The sequence below is a fragment of the Actinosynnema sp. NPDC049800 genome (assembly GCF_040656635.1).
Taxonomy (GTDB): domain Bacteria; phylum Actinomycetota; class Actinomycetes; order Mycobacteriales; family Pseudonocardiaceae; genus Actinosynnema.
The window spans coordinates 1-23,946 of record NZ_JBFAMT010000053.1 but is presented as its reverse complement, the minus strand read 5'-3'; the positions used below and the strand labels follow the sequence as shown (position 1 = coordinate 23,946).

Genomic DNA, 23,946 nt, shown 5'->3' with positions numbered 1-23,946 from the left:
GGGTCAGGTCCGGCTCGATTTGACATGGGGCCCTTACGGGCACTCCAGGCAGGCCGAAGCCGGCAGGCCCGGCGGGGAAAAGCGTGCCGCCAGGCCTGCCGGCTTCGACCAGCCTAAAGCACCCGAACCATGTCAAATCGGGCCTCGGTGGGGTCCGCTGCGGGTCCGTTGTGCGGCGGTTGAGGGCCTCGGTGGGTGTGGCGGGTCCGTTGTGGTCGGTGTGGGGTTGGATAGGCGGCTGGGTGGGTTTGGGTGGGGTGGTTCGGTTTGTGGGGTTAGGCGCCGACGGCGTTGGAGATGGGGGAGGGGTCGGCGAGGAGGAATCTGACTTCGTCGGCGACTCGGTGGACGTCGGCGGGTGCTACTACCGCGCAGTGGACGCCGTGTGGTGCTACTTCGACCGCCAGGCACTCTGTGTAGGCGATGGCTGCGGCGCGTGACGCGGCGTAGGCGGCGATGCCCGATCTCGGCACGGCGATCACGTGGGCGGGCACCATGATGATCGTTCCTCGGCCCCGGTCGACCATTCTGGTGGCGACGGCGCGGGAGACGTTGAACACGCCGTCCACGTTGACCGCGAAGCTGTGCGACCAGTCGTCGTCGGTGATCGAGAGGGCTGGGCCGGGGCGCAGGGCGCCGGCCGTGGCGACCAGGGCGTCGATGGCGCCGAACTCGCGTTCCACCTGGTCGACGAGGGCGTCGACGGCGGCGCTGGACGTGACGTCGATCTGCCTGCCGGCGATCCGCAGGCCCTGTGCGTGGAGGTGTTCGACCAGGTCGGCGAGTCTCGCGCCGTCGCTGTCGACGGCGGCGACCAGCGCGCCCTGCCTGGCCAGCGACTCGACCACCTCGGCGCCGAGCGGCGAACAGGCCCCGGTGATCAGTGCGATCTTGTGTCGGAATTCGGCATTCATCCCCAGTGCTCCCCAGTTGCTGCCCCCCGGTGTGCACGTTATGGCAGGCACACCGGCTAGGGAACTACCCGCGTGAGTAGTCGGAAAAGTGCGGGGTGAAATACGGCTCCCGGCCAGGTCCGGGCAATCGCGGAAGCCTAGACTCGGCACCCGTGGTCCACCAGCCGATGATCGCCCCGAGCATCCTGTCCGCCGATTTCGCCCGACTCGCCGACGAGGCCGCCGCCGTGCCCTCGGCCGACTGGCTGCACGTGGACGTCATGGACGCGCACTTCGTGCCCAACCTGACCATCGGGCTGCCGGTGGTGAAGTCGCTGCGCAAGGCGACCGACCTGCCGCTCGACTGCCACCTGATGATCGACGACCCGGACCGCTGGGCGGTCGGGTACGCGGAGGCGGGCGCGTACAACGTGACCGTGCACGTGGAGGCGGCCGGTGATCCGGTGGCGTTGGCGAAGGACCTGCGTGCGGCGGGTGCGAAGGCCGGGTTGTCGTTGAAGCCGGGCACGGCGCTGGAGCCGTACGTGGACGTGCTGAAGCACTACGACACGTTGCTGATCATGTCGGTGGAGCCGGGGTTCGGCGGGCAGTCGTTCATGGCGGAGGTGCTGGACAAGGTGCGCGTGGCGCGCCGGTTGGTCGACACCGGGCACCTCCGGTTGGTGGTCGAGATCGACGGCGGCATCAACGCGGACACGATCGAGCAGGCGGCCGAGGCCGGGGTGGACTGCTTCGTGGCCGGGTCGGCGGTGTACGACGCGGCCGATCCCGGTGTGGCGCTGGAGCGGCTGCGCGAGCAGGCGACGCGCGCGCGGTGAACGTGGACGAGGCGATGGCGCTGGCCGTCGCGGCGAGCGAGCGGGTGCGGGGCACGACCAGTCCGAACCCGCCGGTGGGTTGTGTGATCTTGGACGCGGGCGGGCGGGTGGTCGGGGTCGGCGCGACCCGGCCGCCGGGTGGCGCGCACGCCGAAGTGGTGGCGCTGGCGGAGGCCGGTGAGTCGGCCCGGGGCGGCACGGCCGTGGTGACGTTGGAGCCGTGCGCCCACCACGGGCGGACGCCGCCGTGCACCGGGGCGTTGCTCGCGGCCGGGGTGGCGCGGGTGGTGTTCGCGGTGGCGGACCCCAATCCGAAGGCGGCCGGTGGGGCCGCCGTGCTCCGGGAGGCCGGGGTCCTGGTCGAGGCGGGCGTGGGCGGGGACGCGGTGCGGCTGGGGCCGTTGCGGGCCTGGTTGCACTACGCGCGGACCGGGCGACCCCACGTGACCTGGAAGTACGCCGCCAGCCTGGACGGACGGGTCGCGGCGGGCGACGGCACCAGTCGGTGGATCAGCTCGGCGGAGTCGCGGGCCGAGGTGCACGAGTTCCGCGCGGCCGTGGACGCGATCGTGGTGGGCACCGGGACGGTCCGCACCGATGACCCGAGATTGACCGCGCGGACCGCGCGTCCGGGGCAGGATGGGGTCGGGCAGCCGTTGCGGGTCGTCGTCGGCAAGAGCGACCTGCCGCCGGGGGCCCGAGTGCTGGACGACGAGGCGGAGACGATGCACCTGCGGACGCACGACCCGGACGTTGTGCTCGGCGCGTTGGCCGCGCGGGGCGTGGTCGACGTGCTGCTGGAGGGCGGGCCTACCCTGGCGGGTGCGTTCGTGGCGGCCGACCGCGTCGACCGCGTGCTCGCCTACCTCGCCCCGAAGTTCTTGGGCGACGGTCCGCAGGCGTTGCGGGACGCGGGGGTGTCGACCGTCACCGACGCTGTGGGATTGGTCGTGGAGCAGGTCAGTATGTGCGGGCCGGACGTGCGGGTATCCGCAGTCCCCGCGCGTTGAGGAGGAACGGTGTTCACCGGGATCGTCGAGGAGTTGGGTGAGGTCGTCGCCGTCGCCGACCTGCCGGACGCGGCCCGCGTCACCATCGCGGGTCCGTTGGTGACCAGCGACGCGAAGCACGGCGATTCGATAGCGGTCAACGGTGTGTGCCTCACCGTGGTGGACGTCGCCGACGGCGCGTTCACCGCGGACGTGATGCGCGAGACGCTGACCCGCAGCAGCCTGGCCAAGATCGCCGGGGGCGACCGGGTCAACCTGGAGCGCGCCGCCGCCGTGGGCCAGCGCCTGGGCGGCCACATCGTGCAGGGCCACGTCGACGGCACCGGGGTGGTGCTGGCCAGGGAGAAGGCCGAGCACTGGGAGGTCGTCCACATCGGCCTGCCGCCTGCCCTGGCCCGGTACGTGGTGGAGAAGGGCTCGATCACCGTGGACGGCGTGTCGCTGACGGTGGTGTCGGTGTCGGAGACCGAGTTCACCGTGAGCCTGATCCCGACCACGTTGGAGCTCACCACCCTCGGCCGCCGGGCGCCGGGCGACCACGTCAACCTGGAGGTGGACGTGATCGCGAAGTACGTCGAGCGGCTCGCGCTGCCCCACCTGCCCGCCGAGGAGGCCCGGTGAACGACTTCGCCGACATCGAGCGGGCCATCGCGGACATGGCCGCGGGCAGGCCCGTCGTCGTCGTGGACGACGAGGACCGCGAGAACGAGGGCGACCTCATCTTCGCGGCGGAGAAGGCGACGCCGGAGCTGCTGGCGTTCATGGTCCGCTACACGTCCGGGTACGTGTGCGTGTCGCTGACCGAGAGCGATTGCGACCGGCTGGACCTGCCGCCGATGTACCACACGAACCAGGACCAGCGCGGCACCGCGTACACCGTGACCGTGGACGCCCGGGAGGGCATCTCCACCGGCATCTCGGCGGCGGACCGGGCGCACACGATCCGGTTGCTGGCCGACCCGGACGCCACGGCGAAGGACTTCAACCGTCCGGGTCACGTCGTGCCGCTGCGCGCGCGTGACGGTGGCGTGCTGCGTCGTGCCGGGCACACCGAGGCCGCCGTCGACCTGGCCCGGATGGCCGGGTTGTCGCCGGTGGGCGTGCTCTGCGAGATCGTGTCGCAGAAGGACGAGGGCGACATGGCCCGCCGCGACGAGCTGGCGGTGTTCGCCTCCGACCACGACCTGGCGCTCGTCACGATCGCCGACCTGATCGCCTACCGGCGGCGGATGGAGGTCCAGGTCGAGCGGGTCGCCGAGGCCCGCATCCCGACCGCGCACGGCACGTTCACCGCCGTCGGCTACGACAGCAAGCTCGACGGCATCGAGCACATCGCGATGGTCTACGGCGAGATCGGCGACGGCGAGGACGTGCTGGTCCGGGTGCACTCGGAGTGCCTGACCGGCGACGTGTTCGGCTCGCTGCGCTGCGACTGCGGCCCGCAGCTGGACGCGGCGCTGGAGGCGGTGGCCGCGCAGGGCCGCGGCGTCGTGCTCTACATGCGCGGGCACGAGGGCCGGGGCATCGGCCTGATGCACAAGCTGCAGGCCTACCAGCTGCAGGACCGGGGCGCGGACACGGTGGACGCGAACCTCGGGCTCGGGCTGCCCGCCGACGCGCGCGACTACGGCACCGGCGCGCAGATCCTGGCCTCGCTCGGCATCAAGTCGATGAGGCTGCTGACCAACAACCCGGCCAAGCGGGTGGGCCTGGAGGGCTACGGGCTGACCGTGCTCGACCGGGTGCCGCTGCCGATCTCGCCCAACCCGGAGAACCTGCGGTACCTGCGCACCAAGCGCGACCGGATGGGCCACGAGCTGCACCAGCTCGAGCAGTACGAGGCGCTGGCCCAGGGCGGCGCGGTGGTGTCCACCACGGAGGGAGCGGAATGAGCGGCGAAGGGCGGCCCGAGGACGTCGTCCCCGACGCGGCGGGGCTGACGCTGGGCGTCGTGGCCACGCGCTGGCACACGAAGATCACCGACAACCTGGTCGAGCGGGCGTTGGCGGCGGCGGCGAAGGCCGGTGTCGCCTCGCCGACGGTGGTGCGGGTGGCGGGCGCGGTGGAGCTGCCGGTCGTGGCGCAGGAACTGGCCCGCACGCACGACGCGGTGGTGGCGCTGGGCGTGGTGATCCGGGGCGGCACGCCGCACTTCGAGTACGTGTGCGACGCGGTGACCGCCGGGCTGACCCGGGTCGCGCTGGACTCGTCGACGCCGATCGGCAACGGCGTGCTGACCACCAACGACGAGGACCAGGCGCTGGCCCGCGCCGGGTTCCCGGACTCGGTGGAGGACAAGGGCTTCGAGGCGTGCGTGGCGGCGCTGGACACGGCGGTCGTGCTGCGCGGGCTGCGAGCGGGCTCGTGAGGACCGCCGTGGCCGTCGACGTGGTCGAGTTCCGCCCGAAGAGGATCCGCGTGGTCGCGTGGGCCAGCGCGGTGTTCCTGGTCGCGGTGTTCACCGTGGTCGGGTTGCTGCTGGGCGACACGCCGACCGGCGTGATCTTCCGGACCTCCGACCAGGTGGCGATGATCTTCCTGGGTGTGCTGCTGGCGTGCGGCATGCTGCTGCTGACCAGGCCGCGCGTGCGGGCCGACGCCGAGGGCGTCGAGGTGCGCAACGTGGTCACGGCGCACCGCTTCAGCTGGCCGGAGGTGCTGCACGTGTCGTTCCCGGACGGCGCGTCGTGGGCGCGCCTGGAGCTGCCGGACGACGAGTACGTGTCGATCATGGCCGTCCAGGCGGTGGACCGGGACCACGCCGTCGCCGCCGTCCGCGCCCTTCGCGACCTGCACAAAGCCGCCACCCGCTGATCGACCGCCCGCGCGTGTCCCCCGTTCGGGTCCCCCGGGTCGAACGGTCGCCTACCTCGTCCGGTCTGCTGGCGTAAGCGCTGATCGGCGTGGTTCCGTTGGACCAGGGGTGTCCTCCGACAGCACTCTTGTAGGGGGTCGGACCCCTGCCTAGGTTCGGGTGATCTACGAGCTTGGGGGGTCCGCACATGCGCAGACGTTCACTCCTGACCGGTGCCGCGGCCGTGGCCGGCGCGGTGACGCTCGGCCTGAACCCGGCGGCACGGGCGCAGCGGCCCGGCGCGTCCGAGCAGCCCGACCTGTTCCTCGGCGACTACCCGGTGGTGGGCCGGGTGCGGGCGCGCAAGGCGATGGAGCACCTGCGGGTGCTCAGCGAGCGGATCGGCCAGCGCATCGGCGGCACGGAGTCCGAGCACCGCGCCCGCGACTACCTCGCCTCCGAGCTGCGCGACCTGCGCTACCAGGTGACGTTGCAGCCGTTCGCGGTGCCGGACAAGTACCTGTCGAAGCTGACCGTCGGCTCGGACACGTGGCACGCGGGCGCGTCCCGCTTCGGCGCGCTGGGCGTGACCGCGAGCGGCCCGGTGGTGGACCTGGGCACCGGCGCGTCCCTGCCCGCCGACCTGACCGGGAAGGTCGCGCTGCTGGTGAACGTGCCGACCGGCTCCACGGCGGTGCTGGACGCGGCACGGCTGGGCGCGGCGGCCGTGCTGGTCGGCCGCGTGTCGACGCCGCCGGCGGGCAAGACCGGCGCGTTCTCCCCGACGCTGACCGCGAACGTCGCCGTGCCGGTGCTGGGCGTCGCGCAGGTGCACGTCGAGCGGCTGCGGGCCGCGGGCGCCGTCACGGTGACCGTCTCCACCACCCACCTCGCGGGCCTGACCTCGTACAACGTCATCGCCGAACGCCCGGCGACGTTCCCCGGCCGGGACGACGGCGTGGTCATGGTGACCGCGCACTACGACAGCGTGCCCGGCTCGCCCGGCGCGAACGACGACGGCAGCGGCACGGTGCTGACCCTCGAACTGGCCCGCGTGCTGCGCTACCTGCCGACGCACAAGGCGCTGCGGTTCGCGCTGTGGGGCTCGGAGGAGCAGGGCCTGCTCGGCTCCCGGTACTACGTGAACCAGCTCGCCGACGCGGACGCGGCGCGCATCGCGGGCGTGTTCCAGAACGACATGGTCGCCACGAGCCACGGCCCGGCCACCGCCTACTGGCTGCTCTCGGTGGACGGCGGCGACAACGCCACCACCGCGCAGGTAGCCGCCGCCGCGGCACGCCTGGGCTACGGCGCGCAGGTGCACGGCCCGGTGCCGCGCGGCAGCAGCGACCACGTGCCGTTCCACGAGCGCAAGATCGCCGCGGCGAACTTCAGCTGGCGCGGAGAGGGCGGCCCGCACGAGCTGGAGCCGCTCTACCACACGCCCGAGGACACGATCGCGCAGAACGTGAGCCCGGACCGCCTGCAGATCTCGCTGGAGCTGATCGGCGCCGCCGCCTACCGTCTGGCCTGCACACGCGGCTGAACGACGGGACGACATGACGACGTACGAAGACCTGACGCCCTACGTGTACTGGAGCGGGGAGACGCCATCGACGGTCAACGTCGGGTGGTTGGGCCGGGAGTCGCGGTTCGAGGTCGGCGAACCGGAGCCCGGCCTGGCCGAGGCGCTGGGGGTGCTGGTCCGGTACCACCGCGTCCACGTCACGCGCGGGTGGCACGGCTGTGAGCTGTGCGGACCGGGCGCCGCGTACCCGGTGCGGGAGCCGGTCGAGGGGACCGTGCAGACGCTGGGCAGCGCGGAGATCCGCGTTCCCGGGCCGGACGGCGTCGTCTACGCGGCGCCGAACCTGGTGTACCACTACGTCGTGCGGCACCACTACCGCCCGCCGGCGCAGTTCGTGCCGGCGGTGCGGGCGGAGGCCGAGGCCCGTGGCCGCGCCTGGGAGGAGGCCAAGCGGTCCCTGCCCGTCGGCACGCCCGTGCGCGTGGAGGACGACGGCTACTCGGTGTGGGGCCTGTCGCCCGACCTGGACGACTTCCTCCGCCTGGACGGCCCCTCCCACGCCGAGCTGGACGCGCCGGACGTCGACCACGTCACGGTCGACACCGTCGTCACCGAGCACGTCGAGGACCATCGGGAGATCGTCCTGCGGCTCCCGGGCAGGGCGTAGGCGTCACGGACCGGCGGCGCGGAGCAGGCGTTCGGCGGTGGCCCGGAGGTGGCGCCTCAGCTCCTCCGGGCCCTCCACCTCGAAGTCGACGCCGATCATCGCGATCCACGGCCCGACGTCCTCCAACGCCGACGTGCCCACCGTCAGCCGGGTCCGCTCGTCGTCGATCCGCTCCAGGTGGATCGGGCCGTACGAGGTGCGTGCCGCGACCACGTCGTAGGGCGCGTGCATGATCAGCCGGGCCTCGTGCTGGTGCGGCGCGACGGACAGCTGCCGCGCCACGTACGACGCCAGGTCCTCCGCCGGCGGCTCGCGCGGCGTGAAGCGGGCGCCCGGGGTCGGCTCCCCTTGGATCCGGTCCACCCGGAACGTCCGCCAGTCCGCCTTGTCCACGTCCCACGCCACCAGGTACCACCGCCGCCCGGTGTTCGCCAGGCCCAGCGGCTCCACGTGGCGGCGGGTGTCGCCGTCGCGCCCGGCGTAGGGGAACCGCAGCCGCTGGTGGTCGCGGCACGCGATGGCGATCGCGGTCAACGTGCCCGCATCGACCTGCGCCCCGCGCATCGGCAACGCCACGGTGTGCGCCTGGAGCGCGTTCACCCGCCGCCGCAGCCGCGACGGCAGCACCTGCTCCAGCTTGGCCAACGCGCGCACCGACGTCTCCTCGATGCCCGACACGCTGCCGCTGGCCGCCGTGCGCAACCCCACGGCGACCGCCACGGCCTCGTCGTCGTCCAACAACAACGGCGGCAGCTCGGCGCCCGCGCCCAGCTGGTAGCCGCCCGACACCCCCGGCGCGGCGTTGACCGGGTAGCCGAGGGTGCGCAGCTTGTCGACGTCGCGCCGCACGGTCCGGACGTCGACGCCGAGGCGGTGCGCGAGGTCCGCTCCGGTCCAGTCGCGGCGCACCTGCAACAACGACAGCAGCTTGAGCAGACGGGCCGAGGTCTCCAGCATGAGCCGCAGTCTGCCGGCCAACGCGGACAGCTCCTGTCCGCGTCCTAGCCGCGTCGTGCGCCTTCCGGCCACACGACCACCACCGGCACGCCCGACGCGCGCGCCGTCTCCACGACGTCCGCCGTGCCGCCGCGCCCGTCCGGCGGCTGCCCGTCCCACACCGCGATGAGCAGCTCCACCGACGCGAGCATCCGCTCGTTCGCCATCACGTACGCGTGCCGGCCCGACAGCTCGTTCGGCAGCACGCTGACCACGTGCGCCCGCGCCAGCAGCTCGTCGTAGTCGGCCCGCTTCTCCGGCTTCAGCCGGTCCCGGTAGTCCATCGCGGGCAGCACGACCTCGACCCGGCCGCCCAGCTCCAGCACCACCCGCGCGAACAGCTGGTCCGCGCCCGGCGCCAGGCAGGTCACCCCGACCAGGGATGACCCGCCCGCCGCCTCGGCCTCCACCGCCGCGCGGATGGCTTCCCGCACGGAGTCGACGCAATCGGGCGCCAGCTTGCTGTGCCCGGTGATCCCCACCCGCATCACTAGGCCGTCCGGACCCCGCGGATCGCCTCACGGGTGTCGCGCACGACGGCCAGGTCGCGGTGCCGCTCGGCCTCCTTGGCGAAGTCCTGCAGCTTGCGCACCACCCGCCCGGACGCCAGGCCCGCCGCCGTCGGCAGCACCTGCTGGATCAGCCCGCACGCCTCCTCGGGCTCGCCCGACACCATCTTCGTGCGGGCCAACCCGATGACGTCGAACGCCCGGTTGCGCACCCTCGCCGGGTCGCGCAGGTCGAGCGCCCGCCGGATGTGCCGCTCCGCCAACGGCGCCTGCTTCGGGTCGTGCCCGGCCAGGTCCCTCATGCGCGCGCCGATCACGCCTTCCAGCTCCGCCTCGTCGAACGAGTCCAGCCACCACGGGTCCGAACCGGGCCGCCGCTGCGCGAAGCTGTCCTGCGCCTGCCCGACCGCCCGGTGGAACTCCCGCACCCGACCCATCTGCGCGTAGGCCCACGCCTCACGGGTCAGCAGGAGCGCCTGCAACGTCGGGGTGGCGTTGCGCCGCGTGCCGTACTGGCCCAGCTGGACCAGCTCTAAACCGTCCTCGGGCCGGCCGAGGTCGAACATCTGCCTGGCCATCGCCGCCAGGCACAGGGCGGCGAACGGGTCGTTGCGCCCGGCCTTCGCCATGCGGACCCCGAGCACGTAGTACCGCTGCGCGGCGTCGTGCATGCCCGCGTCCCACGACATGCTCGCCGCCACCTTGGACAGCTCGGCCCCGATGAAGAAGGCCCGTTCCGTCGTGGGGCCCGCCGGCGCCCGCGACAACCGCTCGGCCAGTTCCTCCAACTGCCCGAGCACCGCCTTGCGCGCCAACCCGTACCCGCCTCGGCCACCCCACCCGCGCAGCCCGTCGGCGACGCGCTGCAACGCCGCCAGCTCCTCCTCGCTGATCGCCGCGCTGGACGACCACTTGGACAGGGGCTGCAAGGGGTGGAGCCACTTCTGCAACGGTTCGACCAGTGCGGGACCCATCGCCACCGCGGCGGCTCCGGTGAGCGCCGCTCGTCTGCTGATCGCCAAGTCGTTCCTCGCCGTCTCCTCGACCGATCTGGCAATGCTCGACGCGTCCCACGCCGCGGCGAGCACATCGGGCGGGGCGCCGCGATCGGCGTCCGCCTGGCTTGGGATTCCGACGCGGTCGAACCACAGCCGGTCGGCCGGCACGCCGAGCGCCCGCGCGAAGTGGCGCAGCCGGTCGATCCGGTCGATCGGGTTCTCACCGGTCTCGTACCGCGACAGCTGCGCCTGGGAGATCCCCAGCCAGGACGCCATGCGGTCTTGGGTGACGCGACTGACGTGCTGGGGGTGGTGCCGGTAGGCGGCGAGGAGGGCGCCCATGTTCCGGTCGGAGAACGCGGCGGCCATCGCCTCGTGGTCCCAGAAGTCCCCGGGTACCTCGGGTGGTCCGTAGAGCTCGGTCCGCGCGTTGCGGCGACAACGCTGGCAGAGCCGGTCGGTGTTGTCGGCGGCGATCAGCGCCCCGCACGTCGGGCATGCGCGCCTGGTACTGGCTGCTCTTCGAGCTTTCCGTTCCATGGCTCGCTCCCGTCACTGAGCGTGCTCACCAGTGTATAGAGATGTGATCAGGAGTCCATGCATTTCGTGCATAAGGCGGGGTGGGCCCCTGGTCGGAGCCCCCGTGACGCCGGGTGGTGGATGAGGCTGATCCGTGAGGTGCATGGATCCGACCCGATAACGGTGTGGTGAAACGTCCCGCCGGGGCCGACGCTGCGTGGTGTGCCAGTGCCGGGACGACCCCCGCGGCCCGCGCACACGCCGCCCACTCCACCCGACCGGGGAGGGACCTCCGCCGATGAGCATCACCGCCGCCACCACCGCCGACAACGGCCCGCGATACGGACCACGCGACCGCGCGCACCAGCAGGCACTCGGTGAGGCGATCGCGGGTTACCGGCTGCTGGGCTGGAAGGTCTCGGTCACCGAGCAGGGCGTCTTCCTGCCGCTGGGGCCCGCGACCACCGCCCTGGCCATGCCCGCCCGCATCGGCTCGCGCGTCCTGGCCGACCTCAAGGCCAGGATGCTCGCCGGTCCCGTCACCGTCATCCCGGGCCCGCGGGAGCACTGGATCTTCCTCGCCGAGCTGGTCGCCCTGCTGCCCACGCACCTGAAGGCGCCCGCCGAGGTCCAGTTCGTCCGCTCGCCGCAGCGGATCGCGCTGCCGCCGACGATGACCCGGTACGGGTCGCTGAGGTGGGCGAACCCGCCGTCGCACTCGCGGCACTGGTTCCCGCCGTTCACGGCGGTGCTGGCGCTGGCCCGGACGGCGGTGGCGAAGGACCGGTAGGCGAAGATGGGCGGGTGGACCGACGGACGCTGCTGTGCGGACTGCTCGCCCTGACCGCCGGCGTGCCCCTGACCTCCTGCGGCTCGGGCGCGCCGACGCGTCGGCCCGGTGTCGGCTCGGCCCGCGCGGGTGACCGCGTGGCCGGGCTCGCCGACGTCCCGGTCGGCTCCGGCGCGCTGGTCGACGTCGGCGGCGACGGCCAGTTGCTGCTGGTCAGGCCCTCGGAGTCGGAGGTGCGGGCGTTCAACCCGGCCTGCCCGCACCAGGGCACGACGGTGAACCCGCCCGCCGGCGGCACGATCAGCTGTCCCACGCACCGCTCCGCGTTCGACCCGACGACCGGGGCGGTGCTGTCCGGCCCGTCACCGCGGGGGTTGGCGGAGGTCGCGGTGGCGGTGTCCGGGCCGGACGTGTTGCTTTCCTGAAGAAGCCGTCCCAAGGGCTGGGGTGTTGAACCCCGCTTCACGTGGTGTCGTATTGCCTGTGTGGCCGAACGACCACCCACCACGTAGCAAAGGACCTGCTTTGAGTTCAACGGAGAAGACAGGGCTGTCCCGTCGCTCGGTGCTGTGCGGCGTGCTGGTCGCGCTGGCGGTGCCGGGCGGCCTGGCCGCGTGCAGCAGCGGTTCCACCCCCGGCGGCACCACCGCGACCGGCGGCGGCACGACGCCCGGCGGTGGCGGCACCACCCCGTCCGGGCCGCCGATCATCGCGGCGCTGGCCGACGTGCCCGACGGCGGCGGCACGATCGCGGGCAACCCGGCGGACAGCAAGCCGCTCGTGCTCGTCCGCACCGGCGACACGGTCAAGGCCTACGACGCCACCTGCCCGCACCAGGGGACCGCGGTGTCGCCGCCCGAGGGCGGCGTCATCACCTGCCCGAACCACGGCAGCACGTTCAACGCCGCGGACGGCCAGGTGACGAAGGGCCCGGCCACCACGGGCCTGAGGGAGGTCCCGGTGAAGGTCGAGGCGGGCCAGATCGTCCCCGCCTGAACCTCTCGCGAGGGTCGCGTCGAACGTTCACCACCTCCGCGCGAGGTCGCGTCGGTCGTTCGCGTCCTCATTCCCGGCGATCACGCTTTTCGATCGCCGGGAATCAGGGCGCGAACGGCCGACTTCCCCGGCGACCTCGCCCGCGACGCCGGAGGCGGCGCAATCCAGCACAGAGCCGGTCTCCGCCGGGCTGTCGGTGCCCCCACGTACGCTTGTCCGGTGGCCGATCCGTCGACCTATCGCCCTGCGACAGGCACCATCCCCGAAGCCCCCGGCGTGTACAAGTTCCGCGACGCCGGCGGCCGCGTGGTGTACGTCGGCAAGGCCAAGAGCCTGCGCCAACGCCTGAACTCCTACTTCGCCGACGTCGCCGGCCTGCACCCGCGCACCCGCCAGATGGTGACCACCGCCGCGAGCGTCGAGTGGACCGTCGTCGGCACCGAGGTCGAGGCGCTGCAGCTGGAGTACAACTGGATCAAGGAGTTCGACCCGCGCTTCAACGTCCGCTACCGCGACGACAAGTCGTACCCGGTGCTGGCCGTGACGTTGAACGAGGAGTTCCCCCGCCTGCACGTCTACCGCGGCCCGCGCCGCAAGGGCGTGCGCTACTTCGGCCCGTACGCACACGCCTGGGCGATCCGCGAGACGCTCGACCTGCTGCTGCGCGTCTTCCCGGCGCGCACCTGCTCGGCGGGCGTGTTCAAGCGCCACGGCCAGATCGGCCGCCCCTGCCTGCTCGGCTACATCGACAAGTGCTCGGCGCCGTGCGTGGGCCGGGTCGACGCGGACGAGCACCGCGACATCGTCGAGGACTTCTGCGACTTCCTCGCCGGCAAGACCGACTCGATGGTGCGCCGCCTGGAACGCGAGATGACGGCCGCCGCCGAGGAGCTGGAGTTCGAGAAGGCCGCCCGCCTGCGCGACGACCAGGCGGCCCTCAAGCGCGCCTTGGAGAAGCAGGCCGTCGTCCTCGGCGACGGCACGGACGCCGACGTGGTCGCGTTCGCGCAGGACGACCTGGAGGTCTCGGTCCAGGTGTTCCACGTGCGCGGCGGCCGGGTGCGCGGCCAGCGCGGCTGGGTGGTCGACAAGGTCGACGAGACCGGCGTGACGGGCCTGGTGGACCAGTTCGTCACCCAGTTCTACGGCGAGCAGGTCGAGTCGGCCCGGGTCAGCGGCGTCGAGTCGGCGCCGGTGCCGCGCGAGGTGCTCGTGCCGGAGCTGCCCGACGACGCCGAGGCGGTCGAGAAGTGGCTGTCGGGCCTGCGCGGCGGCAAGGTGTCGTTGCGGGTGCCGCAGCGCGGTGACAAGCGGGCGCTCATGGAGACGGTGGAGCGCAACGCCAAGGAGGCGTTCCAGCAGCACAAGCTGCGCCGCGCCGGCGACCTGACGGCCCGGTCGGCGGCCCTGCAGGAGCTGCAGGAGGCGCTGGGCCTGGACACGGCGCCGCTGCGGATCGAGTGCACCGACGTCAGCCACGTGCAGGGCACGGACGTGGTGGCGTCGCTGGTGGTGTTCGAGGACGGCCTGGCGCGCAAGTCCGAGTACCGCCGGTTCGCCGTGCGGGAGGGCGCCGAGCAGGGCGACGTCGGCTCGATCGCCGAGGTGGTGCGGCGGCGCTTCCAGGCGTACCTGCGCGACAACAAGGACAACGGCGGCCCGACGCCCGGCATCGACCCGGAGACCGGCAAGCCGCGCAGGTTCGCCTACGCGCCGAACCTGCTGGTGGTGGACGGCGGCGCGCCGCAGGCGCAGGTAGCCTCCGACGTCTTGGCGGAGCTGGGCATCACCGACGTCGCGGTGGTCGGCCTGGCGAAGCGGCTGGAGGAGGTGTGGGTGCCCGGCGAGCCGGACCCGGTGATCCTGCCCCGCACCAGCGAGGCCCTGTACCTGCTGCAACGGGTGCGCGACGAGGCGCACCGGTTCGCCATCGCCTACCACCGGCAGAAGCGGTCGAAGCGGATGACGACCTCGGCGCTGGACGACGTGCCGGGACTGGGGCAGACGCGCAAGGCCGCGCTGCTGAAGCACTTCGGCTCGCTGAAGAAGTTGCGCGAGGCGAGCATCGAGGAGATCAGCGTGGTGCCCGGAGTGGGCCGGCGCACCGCGGAGGCCGTGCACGCGACGTTGAGCACGGCGGGCACCGAAGGGGAGCGAACGTGAGCGCACCGGCCGGCGAGAAGTCCGGCATCGAAGTCGCGGTGGTGACGGGCCTGTCGGGGGCGGGCCGCAGCACGGCCGCGAAGTGCCTGGAGGACCTGGGCTGGTTCGTGGTGGACAACCTGCCGCCCGAGCTGATCGCGACCATGGTGGAGCTGGGCGCCCAGGCCAGGGGGGCGATCACCCGGGTCGCGGTGGTCATGGACGTGCGCAGCCGCGCGTTCACCGAGGATTTGGCGGCGGTGATCAAGGACCTGGACGCGCGCGGCTACAAGCCGAAGGTGCTGTTCCTGGAGGCCACCGACGACGTGCTGATCCGCCGGTTCGAGTCGGTGCGGCGCGGCCACCCGCTGCAGGCCGACGGCCGCCTCGCCGACGGCATCGAGGCCGAGCGGATCCTGCTCACGCCGCTGCGCGAGGAAGCCGACCTGGTGCTGGACACCTCGGCGCTGTCGGTGCACCAGTTGCGGGCCAAGATCGAGGACACGTTCGGCACGGAGTCGGCGACCCGCACCCGCGTCACGGTGCTGTCGTTCGGCTACAAGTACGGCCTGCCGATGGACGCCGACCTGGTGATGGACGTGCGGTTCCTGCCGAACCCGTTCTGGATCCCGGAGCTGCGCGAGCAGACCGGCCTGGACGGCGACGTGCGCAACTACGTGCTCACGCAGGAAGGCGCGGAGGAGTTCCTGGACCGCTACCACGAGCTGCTGCGCCTCATCGGCGCCGGCTACCGGCGCGAGGGCAAGCGGTACCTGACGCTGGCGGTCGGCTGCACCGGCGGCAAGCACCGCAGCGTGGCCATCTCCGAGGAGCTCGCGGGCCGGCTGGCCAGCGAGGACGGCATGGCCGTCAAGGTCGTGCACCGGGACCTGGGACGCGAGTGAGCTTCGCAGCGGTAGCGCTGGGCGGTGGGCACGGGCTGCACGCCACGCTCACCGCCCTGCGCCGGGTGACCGACGACGTGACGGCCGTGGTGACGGTCGCGGACGACGGTGGCTCCTCGGGGCGGCTGCGCCGCGAGCTGGGCCTGCTGCCGCCCGGCGACCTGCGCAAGGCGATGGTGGCGCTGGCCGGCGCGGACGAGTCGAGCGCGTTGTGGGCGACGTTGTTCCAGCACCGGTTCGGCGGCACCGGCGCGCTCGCCGGGCACGCGGTGGGCAACCTCGTGCTGGCGGGCCTGCTGGAGCAGCTCGGCGACCCGGTGGCGGTGCTGGAGGAGGCCGGGCGGCTGCTCGGCGTGCGCGGTCGCGTGCTGCCGATGTGCACCGAGCCGTTGTCGATCGAGGCCGACGTGACCGGGCTGGACGATGACGACGACGTGGTGCGCCGCATCCGCGGCCAGGTCGCGATCGCCACCACGCCGGGACGCGTGCAGCGGATCCGGCTCAACGGGCCGGGCGGACCGGGCGAGGCGCCGCGCGGCTGCCGGCAGGCGGTGGAGGCGGTGCTCGCGGCCGACGTCGTGCTGCTCGGGCCCGGCTCGTGGTTCACCAGCGTGCTGCCGCACCTGCTCGTGCCCGAGCTGCACGACGCCCTCGTGCGCACGTCGGCGCGCAAGGTGGTCGTGCTCAACCTCGTCCCCCAACCGGGGGAAACCGACGGTTTCTCGCCGGAGCTGCACCTGGACGTGCTGTGCGCGCACGCGCCCGCCCTGCGGGTGGACGCGGTGATCGCGGACGTCGACGCGGTGCCCGTTCCCGACCGGCTGCGCAGGGCCGCCGCAGCTCTCGGCGCTGCGGCGCACCTCGCGCCCATCGCCGTGGCCGGCGCGCCCGACCGGCACGACCCGACCGCGCTGGCGTCGAGCATCACCCGGGCGTTGGCCGGCCCTGGTGACGAGACCGGAGGGGCGTCGAGTACAACCCTCCAGGAAGACCGGACGAGCAGGGGAGGCGAGGCGCCGTGGCGATGACGTCGGCGGTGAAGGACGAGCTGAGCAGGCTGGCCGTCTCCAAGACCTGCTGCCGCCGCGCGGAGGTCGCCTCGTTGCTGCGGTTCGCGGGCGGCCTGCACATCGTGGGCGGCCGGGTGGTCGTCGAGGCGGAGCTGGACCTGGGTTCGACGGCGCGCCGGCTGCGCCGCGAGATCCACGAGCTGTACGGGCACCAGTCGGACGTGTTCACCATCACGTCCAGCGGGCTGCGCAAGGGCACCCGGTTCGTGGTGCGCGTGGTGAAGGACGGCGAGGGCCTGGCCAGGCAGACGGGGCTGCTCGACCCGCGCGGACGCCCGGTGCGCGGCCTGCCCGCGCCGGTGGTGTCGGGCGGTGTGTGCGACGCGGAGGCGGCGTGGCGCGGCGCGTTCCTGGCGCACGGCTCGCTGACCGAGCCGGGCCGGTCGTCGTCGATGGAGGTGACCTGCCCGGGGCCGGAGGCGGCGCTGGCGCTGGTCGGCGCGGCGCGGCGGATGGGCATCGGCTCGAAGTCGCGCGAGGTGCGCGGCGCGGAGCGCGTGGTGATAAGGGATGGCGACGCCATCGGCGCGATGCTGACCAGGCTCGGCGCGCACGACAGCGTGCTGGCCTGGGAGGAGCGCCGGATGCGCCGCGAGGTGCGTGCGACGGCGAACCGCCTGGCGAACTTCGACGACGCCAACCTGCGGCGCTCGGCCCGCGCCGCCGTCGCCGCCGCCGCCCGCGTGCAGCGGGCGCTGGAGATCCTGGGCGCCGAGGCGCCGGACCACCTGGCCGCCGCGGGAGCCCTGCGGCTGGCCCACCGGCAGGCCTCGCTGGAGGAGCTGGGCCAGCTCTCCGACCCGCAGATGACGAAGGACGCCGTCGCGGGCCGCATCCGCAGACTCCTGGCGATGGCGGACAAGCGGGCGAAGGAACTGGGCATGCCGGACACCGAGTCCGCCGTGACGGCGGACATGCTCGAAGCCGAGGTCTGACCGGAGGGCTGCCCCGCTAGCGGAGTCCCAGGGCGGCGACGAGCGGGTCGGCCAGGGACCTCACGTAGGTGTCGGTGAGGTGGTTGTCGCGGTAGACGACCACGTTGCCGACCACGGCGGGGCACGTGTCGGCGCGGCAGATCCAGTCGGTCAGGTCGACCACCCGCACGCCGGGCAGCCCGGTCGCGGCGTCGGCCAGCGGGTCGGTCGCCGAGCCGACGGCCCGCGCCCAGGGCGTGTCGCAGTCGGCCGGGTCGTCGGGGCGGCGTTCCAGGCAGGGCACGACCGGCCGTGCCAGCCGGGGCAGTTCGCGGATCACGGCGACCGGGATGGCGGCGTCCGACAGCGCGGTGAGCATGGTCCGGTAACCCTCGACCGCGCGGTCGGGCGACTCCCAGGTCCAGTCCAGGTCCGCGCGGTAGGACTCGGGCGACATGGCGGCGGTGACGACCAGGTCGGGCTTGAGGTCGCGGATCAGGTCGAGCTTCTTCAGGTTCTCGTCCGAGCAGACGGTCAGCGGCGTGCCCGCCTCCGACGGCGGCACCGCGGTGAACGGGCAGCCGTTGCGCACGATGACCTTCACCCGCCACCGGCCGGCGCCCTCGTGCCGCACGAACTCGGCCAGGGCGCTGCTGAACTGGGCGGCGTGCGAATCGCCGACGATGACCGCGGTCTTGGTCGCCTCGGGTGCCCCGTACGTGCACGCCGCGGGCTCCGCGGTCATGTCGTAGACGTTGCAATCGCCCGGCAGGTCGCCGAGCGGCCCGTCCTCCCCCGCCACGGCGGGGTCGGGTGCGAGCGGGATGCCGGCCTGCGCGGGCACCGGACGGCTCGGGTCCAGCGCCAGCGCGCCGGGGTGGTCGGCGTCGATCACCGACCTGCCGCGCAACGCCGCCAGCGTCGACTCGGCCGACGCCCACCCGCCCGAAGCGACCGCCACGGTCACCGCGACCATGGCCGCGCCGATCCCGTACGTCACGCGCCTGCGGTTGTGCTTGCGCCGCCGGAACGGGTCCTCGACGAAGTGCTTCGACAACGCGGCCAGCACGAGGCTCAGCGCCGCGGCGAACCCGGCCTGGTACCCGTCCAAGACCTGACGCCCGGTCACCTCGAGCACGAACACGATCACCGGCCAGTGCCACAGGTACAGGCTGTAGGAGATGTCGCCGACGTAGGTCAGCGGGCGCAGGCCGAGGACGCGGGCCAGCGAGTCGTCCCGGGCGACCAGCACCGCCGCCGCGCCGACCGTGGGCAGTGCCGCGATCCAGCCGGGGAACGCCAGGTCCGTGGTGAACCGGAACGCGCTCACCAGCACCGCGGCCACACCGCCCCAGCCCAGCAGCAGACGTGCCGCCGCGCCGAGCCGCAGCCGGTGCAGCACCATCGCGGCCAGGCCGCCGATCCCGAGCTCCCACATCCGGGTCGGCGTCACGAAGTACGCCGCGCCGGGGTCGACCGGCGTGAACCAGACCGAGAACGCGAACGACGCGACCGTGATCACGCCGACCGAGACCGCGGCGTACCGCACCGGCCCTCCACCCCGCCGTGCCGCCAGGGTGGCCGCGACCAGCAGCACCAGCGGGATGACCAGGTAGAACTGCTCCTCGACGGCCAGCGACCAGAAGTGCTGCACCGGTGAGGCCCCGACGCCCGCGTGCCCGTAGTCGTTCGACAGCACGGCCAGCAGCCAGTTCTGCGCGTTGATGGCGGAGAAGAGGACCTCACGCAGCACGGTCGGCCACCGCGACTCGGGCAGCACGGCGAACACCGCCACCGCGACGGCCAGCAGCACGGCGGTGGCGGCGGGCAGGAGCCTGCGGATCCGCCGCGCGTAGAAGTCGAGCAGCCCGACCCGCCCGGTGCGGCGGACCTCGCCGGTGAGCGTGCCGATGATCAGGAAGCCCGAGAGCACGAAGAAGACGTCGACGCCGACGAAACCGCCGGGCAGCCACTCGGGGCGCAGGTGGTAGCAGATCACCAGGCCGACGGCCAACGCCCGCAGGCCCTGGATGTCGGCCCTGACCGCGGGACGACCGGCGGCGCGGGCGGCCTCGAGAGGCGGTTCGTCGGTCACCAGCGCCACTACCCACCGCCACGAGTCGAACGGAAAAAGCGGCGCAGCTTAACCCGTTCGTGTAACCGTGGCTGTAGCCCGTTCAGAGCAGCGTTACCGCACCGTCGACATTCGGAACGGCCACCCTCCGTCACGCAGCGCGCGTCCTGCGGGCGAGCACCGAGAGTCATAGGCTGGAAGCCGCCGGGCCCGACGCCGAAGCGCGGCGACGACCGCACTCCGGGGTCACGAAGCCCCCGTGACCGAGTTACCCAAAGGTAACAAGCCGGTCGAGCTGGATTTTCTTGTTCGATAAAGAGATCCTGGTGGTCCACGTGACCAGGGACGCAGGCCGGAGGCTAGGCTGGCTCTCGGCTGCCTGGTCAGCCCATGACTGCACGCCCCTGGCGGACAACGCCAGTCGAGTACCGAGGAGACTCACCGTGACGGTTCGCGTAGGTGTCAATGGTTTCGGCCGCATCGGTCGCAACTTCTGGCGCGCCGTTCAGGCCAGCGGGCACGACATCGAGATCGTCGCCTTCAACGACCTCGGTGACGTCAACACCATGGCCCACCTGCTCAAGTACGACTCCATCCTCGGCCGCCTCGACGGTGAGGTGACCGTGACCGACGAGGGCATCGCGGTCGACGGCAAGGTCATCAAGGCCCTGGCCGAGCGCGACCCCGGCAAGCTGCCCTGGAAGGACCTCGGCGTCGACGTCGTCGTGGAGTCGACCGGCTTCTTCACCGACGCCTCGGCCGCGCGCAAGCACGTGGACGAGGGCGGCGCGAAGAAGGTCATCATCTCCGCACCGGCCAAGGGTGAGGACCTCACCGTGGTGCTGGGCGCGAACGACGACCAGTACGACGGTTCGCAGACCGTCATCTCCAACGCCTCGTGCACCACCAACTGCCTGGCCCCGCTGGCCAAGGTGCTGCACGACAGCTTCACCATCGAGCGTGGCCTCATGACCACGATCCACGCCTACACCCAGGACCAGAACCTGCAGGACGCGCCGCACAAGGACCTGCGCCGCGCCCGTGCCGCCGCGCTGAACATCGTGCCCACCAGCACCGGTGCCGCGAAGGCGATCGGCCTGGTCCTGCCGGAGCTGAAGGGCAAGCTCGACGGCTACGCCCTGCGCGTGCCCGTGCCCACCGGCTCGGCCACCGACCTGACCGTCACCGTCGGCCGCGACGTCACCGTGGACGAGGTCAACGCCGCCTACAAGGCCGCCGCGGAGGGTGCGCTCAAGGGCTACCTGCGCTACAACACCGACCCGATCGTGTCGGCCGACATCGTCACCGACCCGGCGTCGTGCATCTACGACGCGCCGCTGACCAAGGTCATCGGCAACCAGGTCAAGGTCGTCGGCTGGTACGACAACGAGTGGGGCTACTCCAACCGCCTCGCCGACCTGGTCAACCTCGTCGCCAGCAAGCTCTGAGCGAAGAGACGGATCACTCGCTGTGAAGACTCTCGACGATCTGCTCAGCGAGGGTGTCTCGGGTCGGCGCGTCCTCGTGCGCGCCGACCTGAACGTCCCCCTCGACGGCGACCGGATCACCGACGACGGCCGCGTCCGCGCGTCGGTGCCCACCCTCAAGGCGCTCGTGGACGCGGGCGCCCGCGTGCTGGTCGCCGCGCACCTGGGCCGCCCCAAGGGCGAGCCCGACCCCAAGTTCTCCCTCGCGCCCGTCGCCGTCCGGCTCGGTGAGCTGCTCGGCCTGCCGGTCGAGATCGGCACCGAGGCCGCCGGTGACGGCACCGTCGTGCTGCTGGAGAACATCCGCTTCGACGCCCGCGAGACCAGCAAGGACGACGCCGAGCGCGCCGCCCTCGCCGACGAGCTGGCCGCCAAGGCCGACGCGTTCGTCTCCGACGGCTTCGGCGTCGTGCACCGCAAGCAGGCGTCGGTCTACGACGTGGCCAAGAAGCTCCCGCACTACGCGGGCGGCCTCGTGCTGGCCGAGGTCGAGGTGCTGCGCAAGCTCACCGACGACCTCCAGCGCCCCTACGTCGTGGTGCTCGGCGGCGCGAAGGTCTCCGACAAGCTCGGCGTCATCGCGAACCTGCTCACCAAGGTCGACCGGCTCCTCGTGGGCGGCGGCATGGCCTACACCTTCCTCAAGGCCCAGGGCCACGAGGTCGGCGGCTCGCTGCTGCAGGAAGACCAGCTCGACCAGGTCCGCGGCTTCCTCGCCGAGGCCGAGAAGCGCGGCGTGGAGCTCGTGCTCCCGGTCGACGTGCTGGCCGCCGTCGACTTCGCGCCCGACGCGCAGTTCGAGGTCGTCGCCACCGACGCCATCCCCGCCGACCGGCAGGGCCTGGACATCGGCCCGGCGACCCGCGAGCTGTTCGCCTCGAAGCTCGCCGACGCGCAGACCGTGTTCTGGAACGGCCCGATGGGCGTGTTCGAGTTCGAGGCCTTCTCCGGCGGCACCCGCGCGGTGGCCGAGGCGCTGGTCAAGAGCGACGCGTTCACCGTGGTCGGCGGCGGCGACTCCGCCGCGGCCGTGCGCGCGCTCGGCCTGCCCGAGGACGGGTTCTCGCACATCTCCACCGGTGGTGGGGCGTCCCTGGAGTACCTGGAGGGCAAGGAACTGCCCGGCGTGTCTGTGTTGGAGGCGTGATGGCTCAGCGTCAGCCCCTCATCGCGGGCAACTGGAAGATGAACCTCAACCACCTCGAGGCCATCGCCCTGGTGCAGAAGATCGCCTTCTCGCTCCCGGAGAAGTACTTCGCCAAGGTCGAGGTCGCGGTGCTGCCCCCGTTCGTCGACATCCGGTCGATCCAGACCCTCGTCGACGGCGACAAGCTGCTGCTCAAGTACGGCGCGCAGGACCTGTCGCCGCACGACTCGGGCGCCTACACCGGTGACGTGTCCGGCCCGATGCTGGCCAAGCTCGGCTGCTCCTACGTCACCGTGGGTCACTCCGAGCGGCGCGAGTACCACAACGAGGACGACGGAGTCGTCAACAAGAAGGTCAAGGCGGCGCTCAAGCACGGCGTCACGCCCATCTTCTGCCTCGGCGAGCAGCTGGACGTCCGCGAGGCCGGCGGGCACGTCGAGCACTGCACCGAGCAGCTCGTCGCGGGCCTGAAGGGCCTCACCGCCGAGCAGGTGCGCGACGTCGTCGTCGCCTACGAGCCGGTGTGGGCGATCGGCACCGGCAAGGTCGCCTCGTCGGCCGACGCGCAGGAGGTGTGCGCCGCCATTCGGGTCAAGCTCGCCGAGCTCTACGGCGAGGACGTCGCTTCGGCCGTTCGAGTGCTTTACGGCGGCTCGGTCAAGTCCGGCAACATCGCGGAGTTGATCGCTCAGAAGGACGTCGACGGCGCCCTTGTCGGTGGTGCGAGCCTGGATGCGGACGAGTTCGCGAAGCTGTGTGCACTCGCCGCGGGCGGCCCTCTACCCTGATGTGATTGACACACTCTCCACCCGCGGTGGTCCACGGTCGGCAGTCGACCGGGTACTCTGTGGCGTCACCTGCCTGACAGCGAGGAAGAAATGATCCTGTTCCTGCAGATCCTGCTGCTCGTCTCCAGCCTGCTGCTGATCCTGCTCGTGCTGCTGCACCGCGGGCGTGGTGGCGGTCTGTCCTCGTTGTTCGGCGGCGGCATGCAGTCGAGCCTGTCCGGTTCCAGCGTGGTGGAGAAGAACCTCGACCGCCTGACGTTGTTCGTCGGCGCGGTCTGGGTCATCGCCATCGTGGGCATCGGGCTGCTGATGAAGGTCAACTGACACAGGTCGGTGGACGCCGACGACGTCGGCCGACGCGGACACAGGGAAACCACGTGGTGGGGGTGTGAGGGTCGATGGCTGGTGGTAACGCGATTCGCGGTACCCGCGTCGGCGCAGGCCCGATGGGCGAATCGGAGCGCGGCGAGTCCGCGCCCCGACGTCGGGTGTCGTACTGGTGCGCGAACGCGCACGAGTCTCGGCCGTCGTTCGCGGTCGAAGCCGAGATCCCGGAGAACTGGGACTGCCCCCGGTGCGGTCTGCCGGCCGGGCGCGACGAGCAGGCACCTCCTGCTCCGCCGCGCAACGAGCCGTACAAGACGCACCTGGCGTACGTGAAGGAGCGGCGCTCCGACGCGGACGGTGAGGCGATCCTCGAAGAGGCGCTCACCAAGCTGCGCAAGCAGCGCGAAGAGCCCTAGCCAGGCTCAGGCGAGAACGGCACGACGGCCCCGGTGGGACTTCTTGGGTTCTAGTGGTCGTCGCAACACCCCAGTTGGGGAGTTGTGGTGGATTTCGAGATCCGGGATCGGTCGGTCAACCTGGGCGGTCGGCGTCT

The 23,946-nt window shown here is 72.3% G+C and carries 25 protein-coding genes; 20 read left to right on the top strand and 5 right to left on the bottom strand.

What is annotated here, in order from left to right:
• Positions 1–275: 275 nt before the first annotated feature.
• Positions 276–914 carry an SDR family NAD(P)-dependent oxidoreductase gene (locus AB0I91_RS36460; RefSeq protein ID WP_498779825.1) on the bottom strand — a complete coding sequence of 213 codons (639 nt, stop codon included), beginning with the start codon at positions 912–914 and terminating at the stop codon, positions 276–278.
• Between the two features lie 167 nt (positions 915–1,081).
• Between AB0I91_RS36460 and rpe the strand changes: the two genes are divergently transcribed.
• From rpe to AB0I91_RS36420, 8 genes are all read left to right on the top strand, one after another.
• Positions 1,082–1,732 (top strand): ribulose-phosphate 3-epimerase, encoded by a 651-nt coding sequence (gene rpe, locus AB0I91_RS36455; protein WP_498779891.1) that lies wholly within the window; start codon positions 1,082–1,084, stop codon positions 1,730–1,732.
• Between the two features lie 14 nt (positions 1,733–1,746).
• A complete protein-coding gene (gene ribD, locus AB0I91_RS36450; RefSeq protein ID WP_498779888.1) occupies positions 1,747–2,742 on the top strand; it encodes a bifunctional diaminohydroxyphosphoribosylaminopyrimidine deaminase/5-amino-6-(5-phosphoribosylamino)uracil reductase RibD in 996 nt (331 codons plus the stop codon).
• A gap of 9 nt (positions 2,743–2,751) precedes the next feature.
• On the top strand, positions 2,752–3,363 hold the full coding sequence (locus AB0I91_RS36445) for a riboflavin synthase (protein WP_498779823.1): 612 nt from the start codon (positions 2,752–2,754) through the stop codon (positions 3,361–3,363).
• Complete coding sequence (locus AB0I91_RS36440; protein ID WP_498779821.1) at positions 3,360–4,634, top strand: bifunctional 3,4-dihydroxy-2-butanone-4-phosphate synthase/GTP cyclohydrolase II; 1,275 nt, start codon at positions 3,360–3,362, stop codon at positions 4,632–4,634. The genes AB0I91_RS36445 and AB0I91_RS36440 overlap by 4 nt, the downstream gene beginning before the upstream one ends.
• Positions 4,631–5,110, top strand: coding sequence for a 6,7-dimethyl-8-ribityllumazine synthase (ribH, locus tag AB0I91_RS36435; RefSeq protein ID WP_230569175.1), 480 nt, complete (start codon positions 4,631–4,633; stop codon positions 5,108–5,110). The genes AB0I91_RS36440 and ribH overlap by 4 nt, the downstream gene beginning before the upstream one ends.
• Complete coding sequence (locus AB0I91_RS36430) at positions 5,107–5,556, top strand: PH domain-containing protein (protein ID WP_498779818.1); 450 nt, start codon at positions 5,107–5,109, stop codon at positions 5,554–5,556. Before ribH ends, AB0I91_RS36430 begins: the two co-directional genes overlap by 4 nt.
• Before the next feature lie 188 nt (positions 5,557–5,744).
• Positions 5,745–7,082 (top strand): M28 family peptidase, encoded by a 1,338-nt coding sequence (locus AB0I91_RS36425; protein WP_498779817.1) that lies wholly within the window; start codon positions 5,745–5,747, stop codon positions 7,080–7,082.
• Between the two features lie 13 nt (positions 7,083–7,095).
• Positions 7,096–7,731: a DUF7919 family protein gene (locus AB0I91_RS36420; RefSeq protein ID WP_499640958.1), complete on the top strand. Its 636-nt coding sequence runs from the start codon at positions 7,096–7,098 to the stop codon at positions 7,729–7,731.
• A 3-nt stretch (positions 7,732–7,734) separates the two neighbouring features.
• Here AB0I91_RS36420 and AB0I91_RS36415 read toward each other — a convergent pair whose 3' ends face one another.
• The 3 genes from AB0I91_RS36415 to AB0I91_RS36405 are packed head-to-tail and all read right to left on the bottom strand — an operon-like array spanning position 7,735 to position 10,774.
• Complete coding sequence (locus tag AB0I91_RS36415; protein ID WP_498779887.1) at positions 7,735–8,688, bottom strand: helix-turn-helix transcriptional regulator; 954 nt, start codon at positions 8,686–8,688, stop codon at positions 7,735–7,737.
• 44 nt (positions 8,689–8,732) lie between these two features.
• Positions 8,733–9,215, bottom strand: a complete 483-nt coding sequence (locus AB0I91_RS36410; protein ID WP_498779813.1) for a hypothetical protein — start codon at positions 9,213–9,215, stop codon at positions 8,733–8,735.
• Positions 9,216–9,217: 2 nt separating this feature from the next.
• Complete coding sequence (locus tag AB0I91_RS36405) at positions 9,218–10,774, bottom strand: helix-turn-helix domain-containing protein (protein ID WP_498779812.1); 1,557 nt, start codon at positions 10,772–10,774, stop codon at positions 9,218–9,220.
• A 277-nt stretch (positions 10,775–11,051) separates the two neighbouring features.
• Here AB0I91_RS36405 and AB0I91_RS36400 point away from each other — a divergent pair, with 277 nt between their 5' ends.
• The 7 genes from AB0I91_RS36400 to whiA all read left to right on the top strand — a co-directional run bounded on the left by AB0I91_RS36400 (position 11,052) and on the right by whiA (position 17,591).
• A complete protein-coding gene (locus AB0I91_RS36400) occupies positions 11,052–11,543 on the top strand; it encodes a hypothetical protein (RefSeq protein WP_123746588.1) in 492 nt (163 codons plus the stop codon).
• Between the two features lie 14 nt (positions 11,544–11,557).
• Positions 11,558–11,968, top strand: a complete 411-nt coding sequence (locus AB0I91_RS36395) for a Rieske (2Fe-2S) protein (protein ID WP_498779811.1) — start codon at positions 11,558–11,560, stop codon at positions 11,966–11,968.
• A 100-nt stretch (positions 11,969–12,068) separates the two neighbouring features.
• Entirely contained in the window at positions 12,069–12,539 is a 471-nt protein-coding gene (locus AB0I91_RS36390) for a Rieske (2Fe-2S) protein (protein WP_498779809.1), read from the top strand.
• 219 nt (positions 12,540–12,758) lie between these two features.
• Positions 12,759–14,702, top strand: a complete 1,944-nt coding sequence (uvrC, locus tag AB0I91_RS36385; RefSeq protein WP_498779808.1) for an excinuclease ABC subunit UvrC — start codon at positions 12,759–12,761, stop codon at positions 14,700–14,702.
• A gap of 26 nt (positions 14,703–14,728) precedes the next feature.
• Complete coding sequence (gene rapZ / locus AB0I91_RS36380) at positions 14,729–15,586, top strand: RNase adapter RapZ (RefSeq protein WP_170232487.1); 858 nt, start codon at positions 14,729–14,731, stop codon at positions 15,584–15,586.
• Positions 15,583–16,614 (top strand): gluconeogenesis factor YvcK family protein, encoded by a 1,032-nt coding sequence (locus AB0I91_RS36375; RefSeq protein WP_499640956.1) that lies wholly within the window; start codon positions 15,583–15,585, stop codon positions 16,612–16,614. The genes rapZ and AB0I91_RS36375 overlap by 4 nt, the downstream gene beginning before the upstream one ends.
• On the top strand, positions 16,605–17,591 hold the full coding sequence (whiA, locus tag AB0I91_RS36370; RefSeq protein WP_230569164.1) for a DNA-binding protein WhiA: 987 nt from the start codon (positions 16,605–16,607) through the stop codon (positions 17,589–17,591). Before AB0I91_RS36375 ends, whiA begins: the two co-directional genes overlap by 10 nt.
• A gap of 16 nt (positions 17,592–17,607) precedes the next feature.
• On the opposite strand, the gene AB0I91_RS36365 is transcribed toward whiA, so the two are convergent.
• Positions 17,608–19,665 (bottom strand): acyltransferase family protein, encoded by a 2,058-nt coding sequence (locus tag AB0I91_RS36365; RefSeq protein ID WP_499640954.1) that lies wholly within the window; start codon positions 19,663–19,665, stop codon positions 17,608–17,610.
• A 422-nt stretch (positions 19,666–20,087) separates the two neighbouring features.
• Here AB0I91_RS36365 and gap point away from each other — a divergent pair, with 422 nt between their 5' ends.
• The 5 genes from gap (at position 20,088) to AB0I91_RS36340 (ending at position 23,809) form a co-directional block, all read left to right on the top strand.
• Complete coding sequence (gene gap, locus AB0I91_RS36360; protein WP_499640952.1) at positions 20,088–21,092, top strand: type I glyceraldehyde-3-phosphate dehydrogenase; 1,005 nt, start codon at positions 20,088–20,090, stop codon at positions 21,090–21,092.
• A gap of 22 nt (positions 21,093–21,114) precedes the next feature.
• Positions 21,115–22,278 carry a phosphoglycerate kinase gene (locus tag AB0I91_RS36355; RefSeq protein ID WP_498779802.1) on the top strand — a complete coding sequence of 388 codons (1,164 nt, stop codon included), beginning with the start codon at positions 21,115–21,117 and terminating at the stop codon, positions 22,276–22,278.
• Positions 22,278–23,066 carry a triose-phosphate isomerase gene (gene tpiA / locus AB0I91_RS36350; RefSeq protein ID WP_498779800.1) on the top strand — a complete coding sequence of 263 codons (789 nt, stop codon included), beginning with the start codon at positions 22,278–22,280 and terminating at the stop codon, positions 23,064–23,066. Before AB0I91_RS36355 ends, tpiA begins: the two co-directional genes overlap by 1 nt.
• Positions 23,067–23,156: 90 nt before the next feature.
• Entirely contained in the window at positions 23,157–23,390 is a 234-nt protein-coding gene (gene secG, locus AB0I91_RS36345) for a preprotein translocase subunit SecG (protein WP_498779798.1), read from the top strand.
• Between the two features lie 74 nt (positions 23,391–23,464).
• On the top strand, positions 23,465–23,809 hold the full coding sequence (locus AB0I91_RS36340; protein WP_015103628.1) for an RNA polymerase-binding protein RbpA: 345 nt from the start codon (positions 23,465–23,467) through the stop codon (positions 23,807–23,809).
• Positions 23,810–23,946: the final 137 nt, after the last annotated feature.

What these genes read in the sequence shown, in the direction of transcription:
- ribD (WP_498779888.1), top strand. Translation starts at nt 1,747, where the DNA reads ATGGCGCTGGCCGTCGCGGCGAGCGAGCGGGTGCGGGGCACGACCAGT.
- rpe (WP_498779891.1), top strand. Translation starts at nt 1,082, where the DNA reads ATGATCGCCCCGAGCATCCTGTCCGCCGATTTCGCCCGACTCGCCGAC.
- AB0I91_RS36425 (WP_498779817.1), top strand. Translation starts at nt 5,745, where the DNA reads ATGCGCAGACGTTCACTCCTGACCGGTGCCGCGGCCGTGGCCGGCGCG.
- AB0I91_RS36405 (WP_498779812.1), bottom strand. Translation starts at nt 10,774, where the DNA reads ATGGAACGGAAAGCTCGAAGAGCAGCCAGTACCAGGCGCGCATGCCCG.
- AB0I91_RS36400 (WP_123746588.1), top strand. Translation starts at nt 11,052, where the DNA reads ATGAGCATCACCGCCGCCACCACCGCCGACAACGGCCCGCGATACGGA.
- AB0I91_RS36460 (WP_498779825.1), bottom strand. Translation starts at nt 914, where the DNA reads ATGAATGCCGAATTCCGACACAAGATCGCACTGATCACCGGGGCCTGT.
- ribH (WP_230569175.1), top strand. Translation starts at nt 4,631, where the DNA reads ATGAGCGGCGAAGGGCGGCCCGAGGACGTCGTCCCCGACGCGGCGGGG.
- AB0I91_RS36340 (WP_015103628.1), top strand. Translation starts at nt 23,465, where the DNA reads ATGGCTGGTGGTAACGCGATTCGCGGTACCCGCGTCGGCGCAGGCCCG.
- secG (WP_498779798.1), top strand. Translation starts at nt 23,157, where the DNA reads ATGATCCTGTTCCTGCAGATCCTGCTGCTCGTCTCCAGCCTGCTGCTG.
- AB0I91_RS36420 (WP_499640958.1), top strand. Translation starts at nt 7,096, where the DNA reads ATGACGACGTACGAAGACCTGACGCCCTACGTGTACTGGAGCGGGGAG.
- AB0I91_RS36410 (WP_498779813.1), bottom strand. Translation starts at nt 9,215, where the DNA reads ATGCGGGTGGGGATCACCGGGCACAGCAAGCTGGCGCCCGATTGCGTC.
- tpiA (WP_498779800.1), top strand. Translation starts at nt 22,278, where the DNA reads ATGGCTCAGCGTCAGCCCCTCATCGCGGGCAACTGGAAGATGAACCTC.
- AB0I91_RS36415 (WP_498779887.1), bottom strand. Translation starts at nt 8,688, where the DNA reads ATGCTGGAGACCTCGGCCCGTCTGCTCAAGCTGCTGTCGTTGTTGCAG.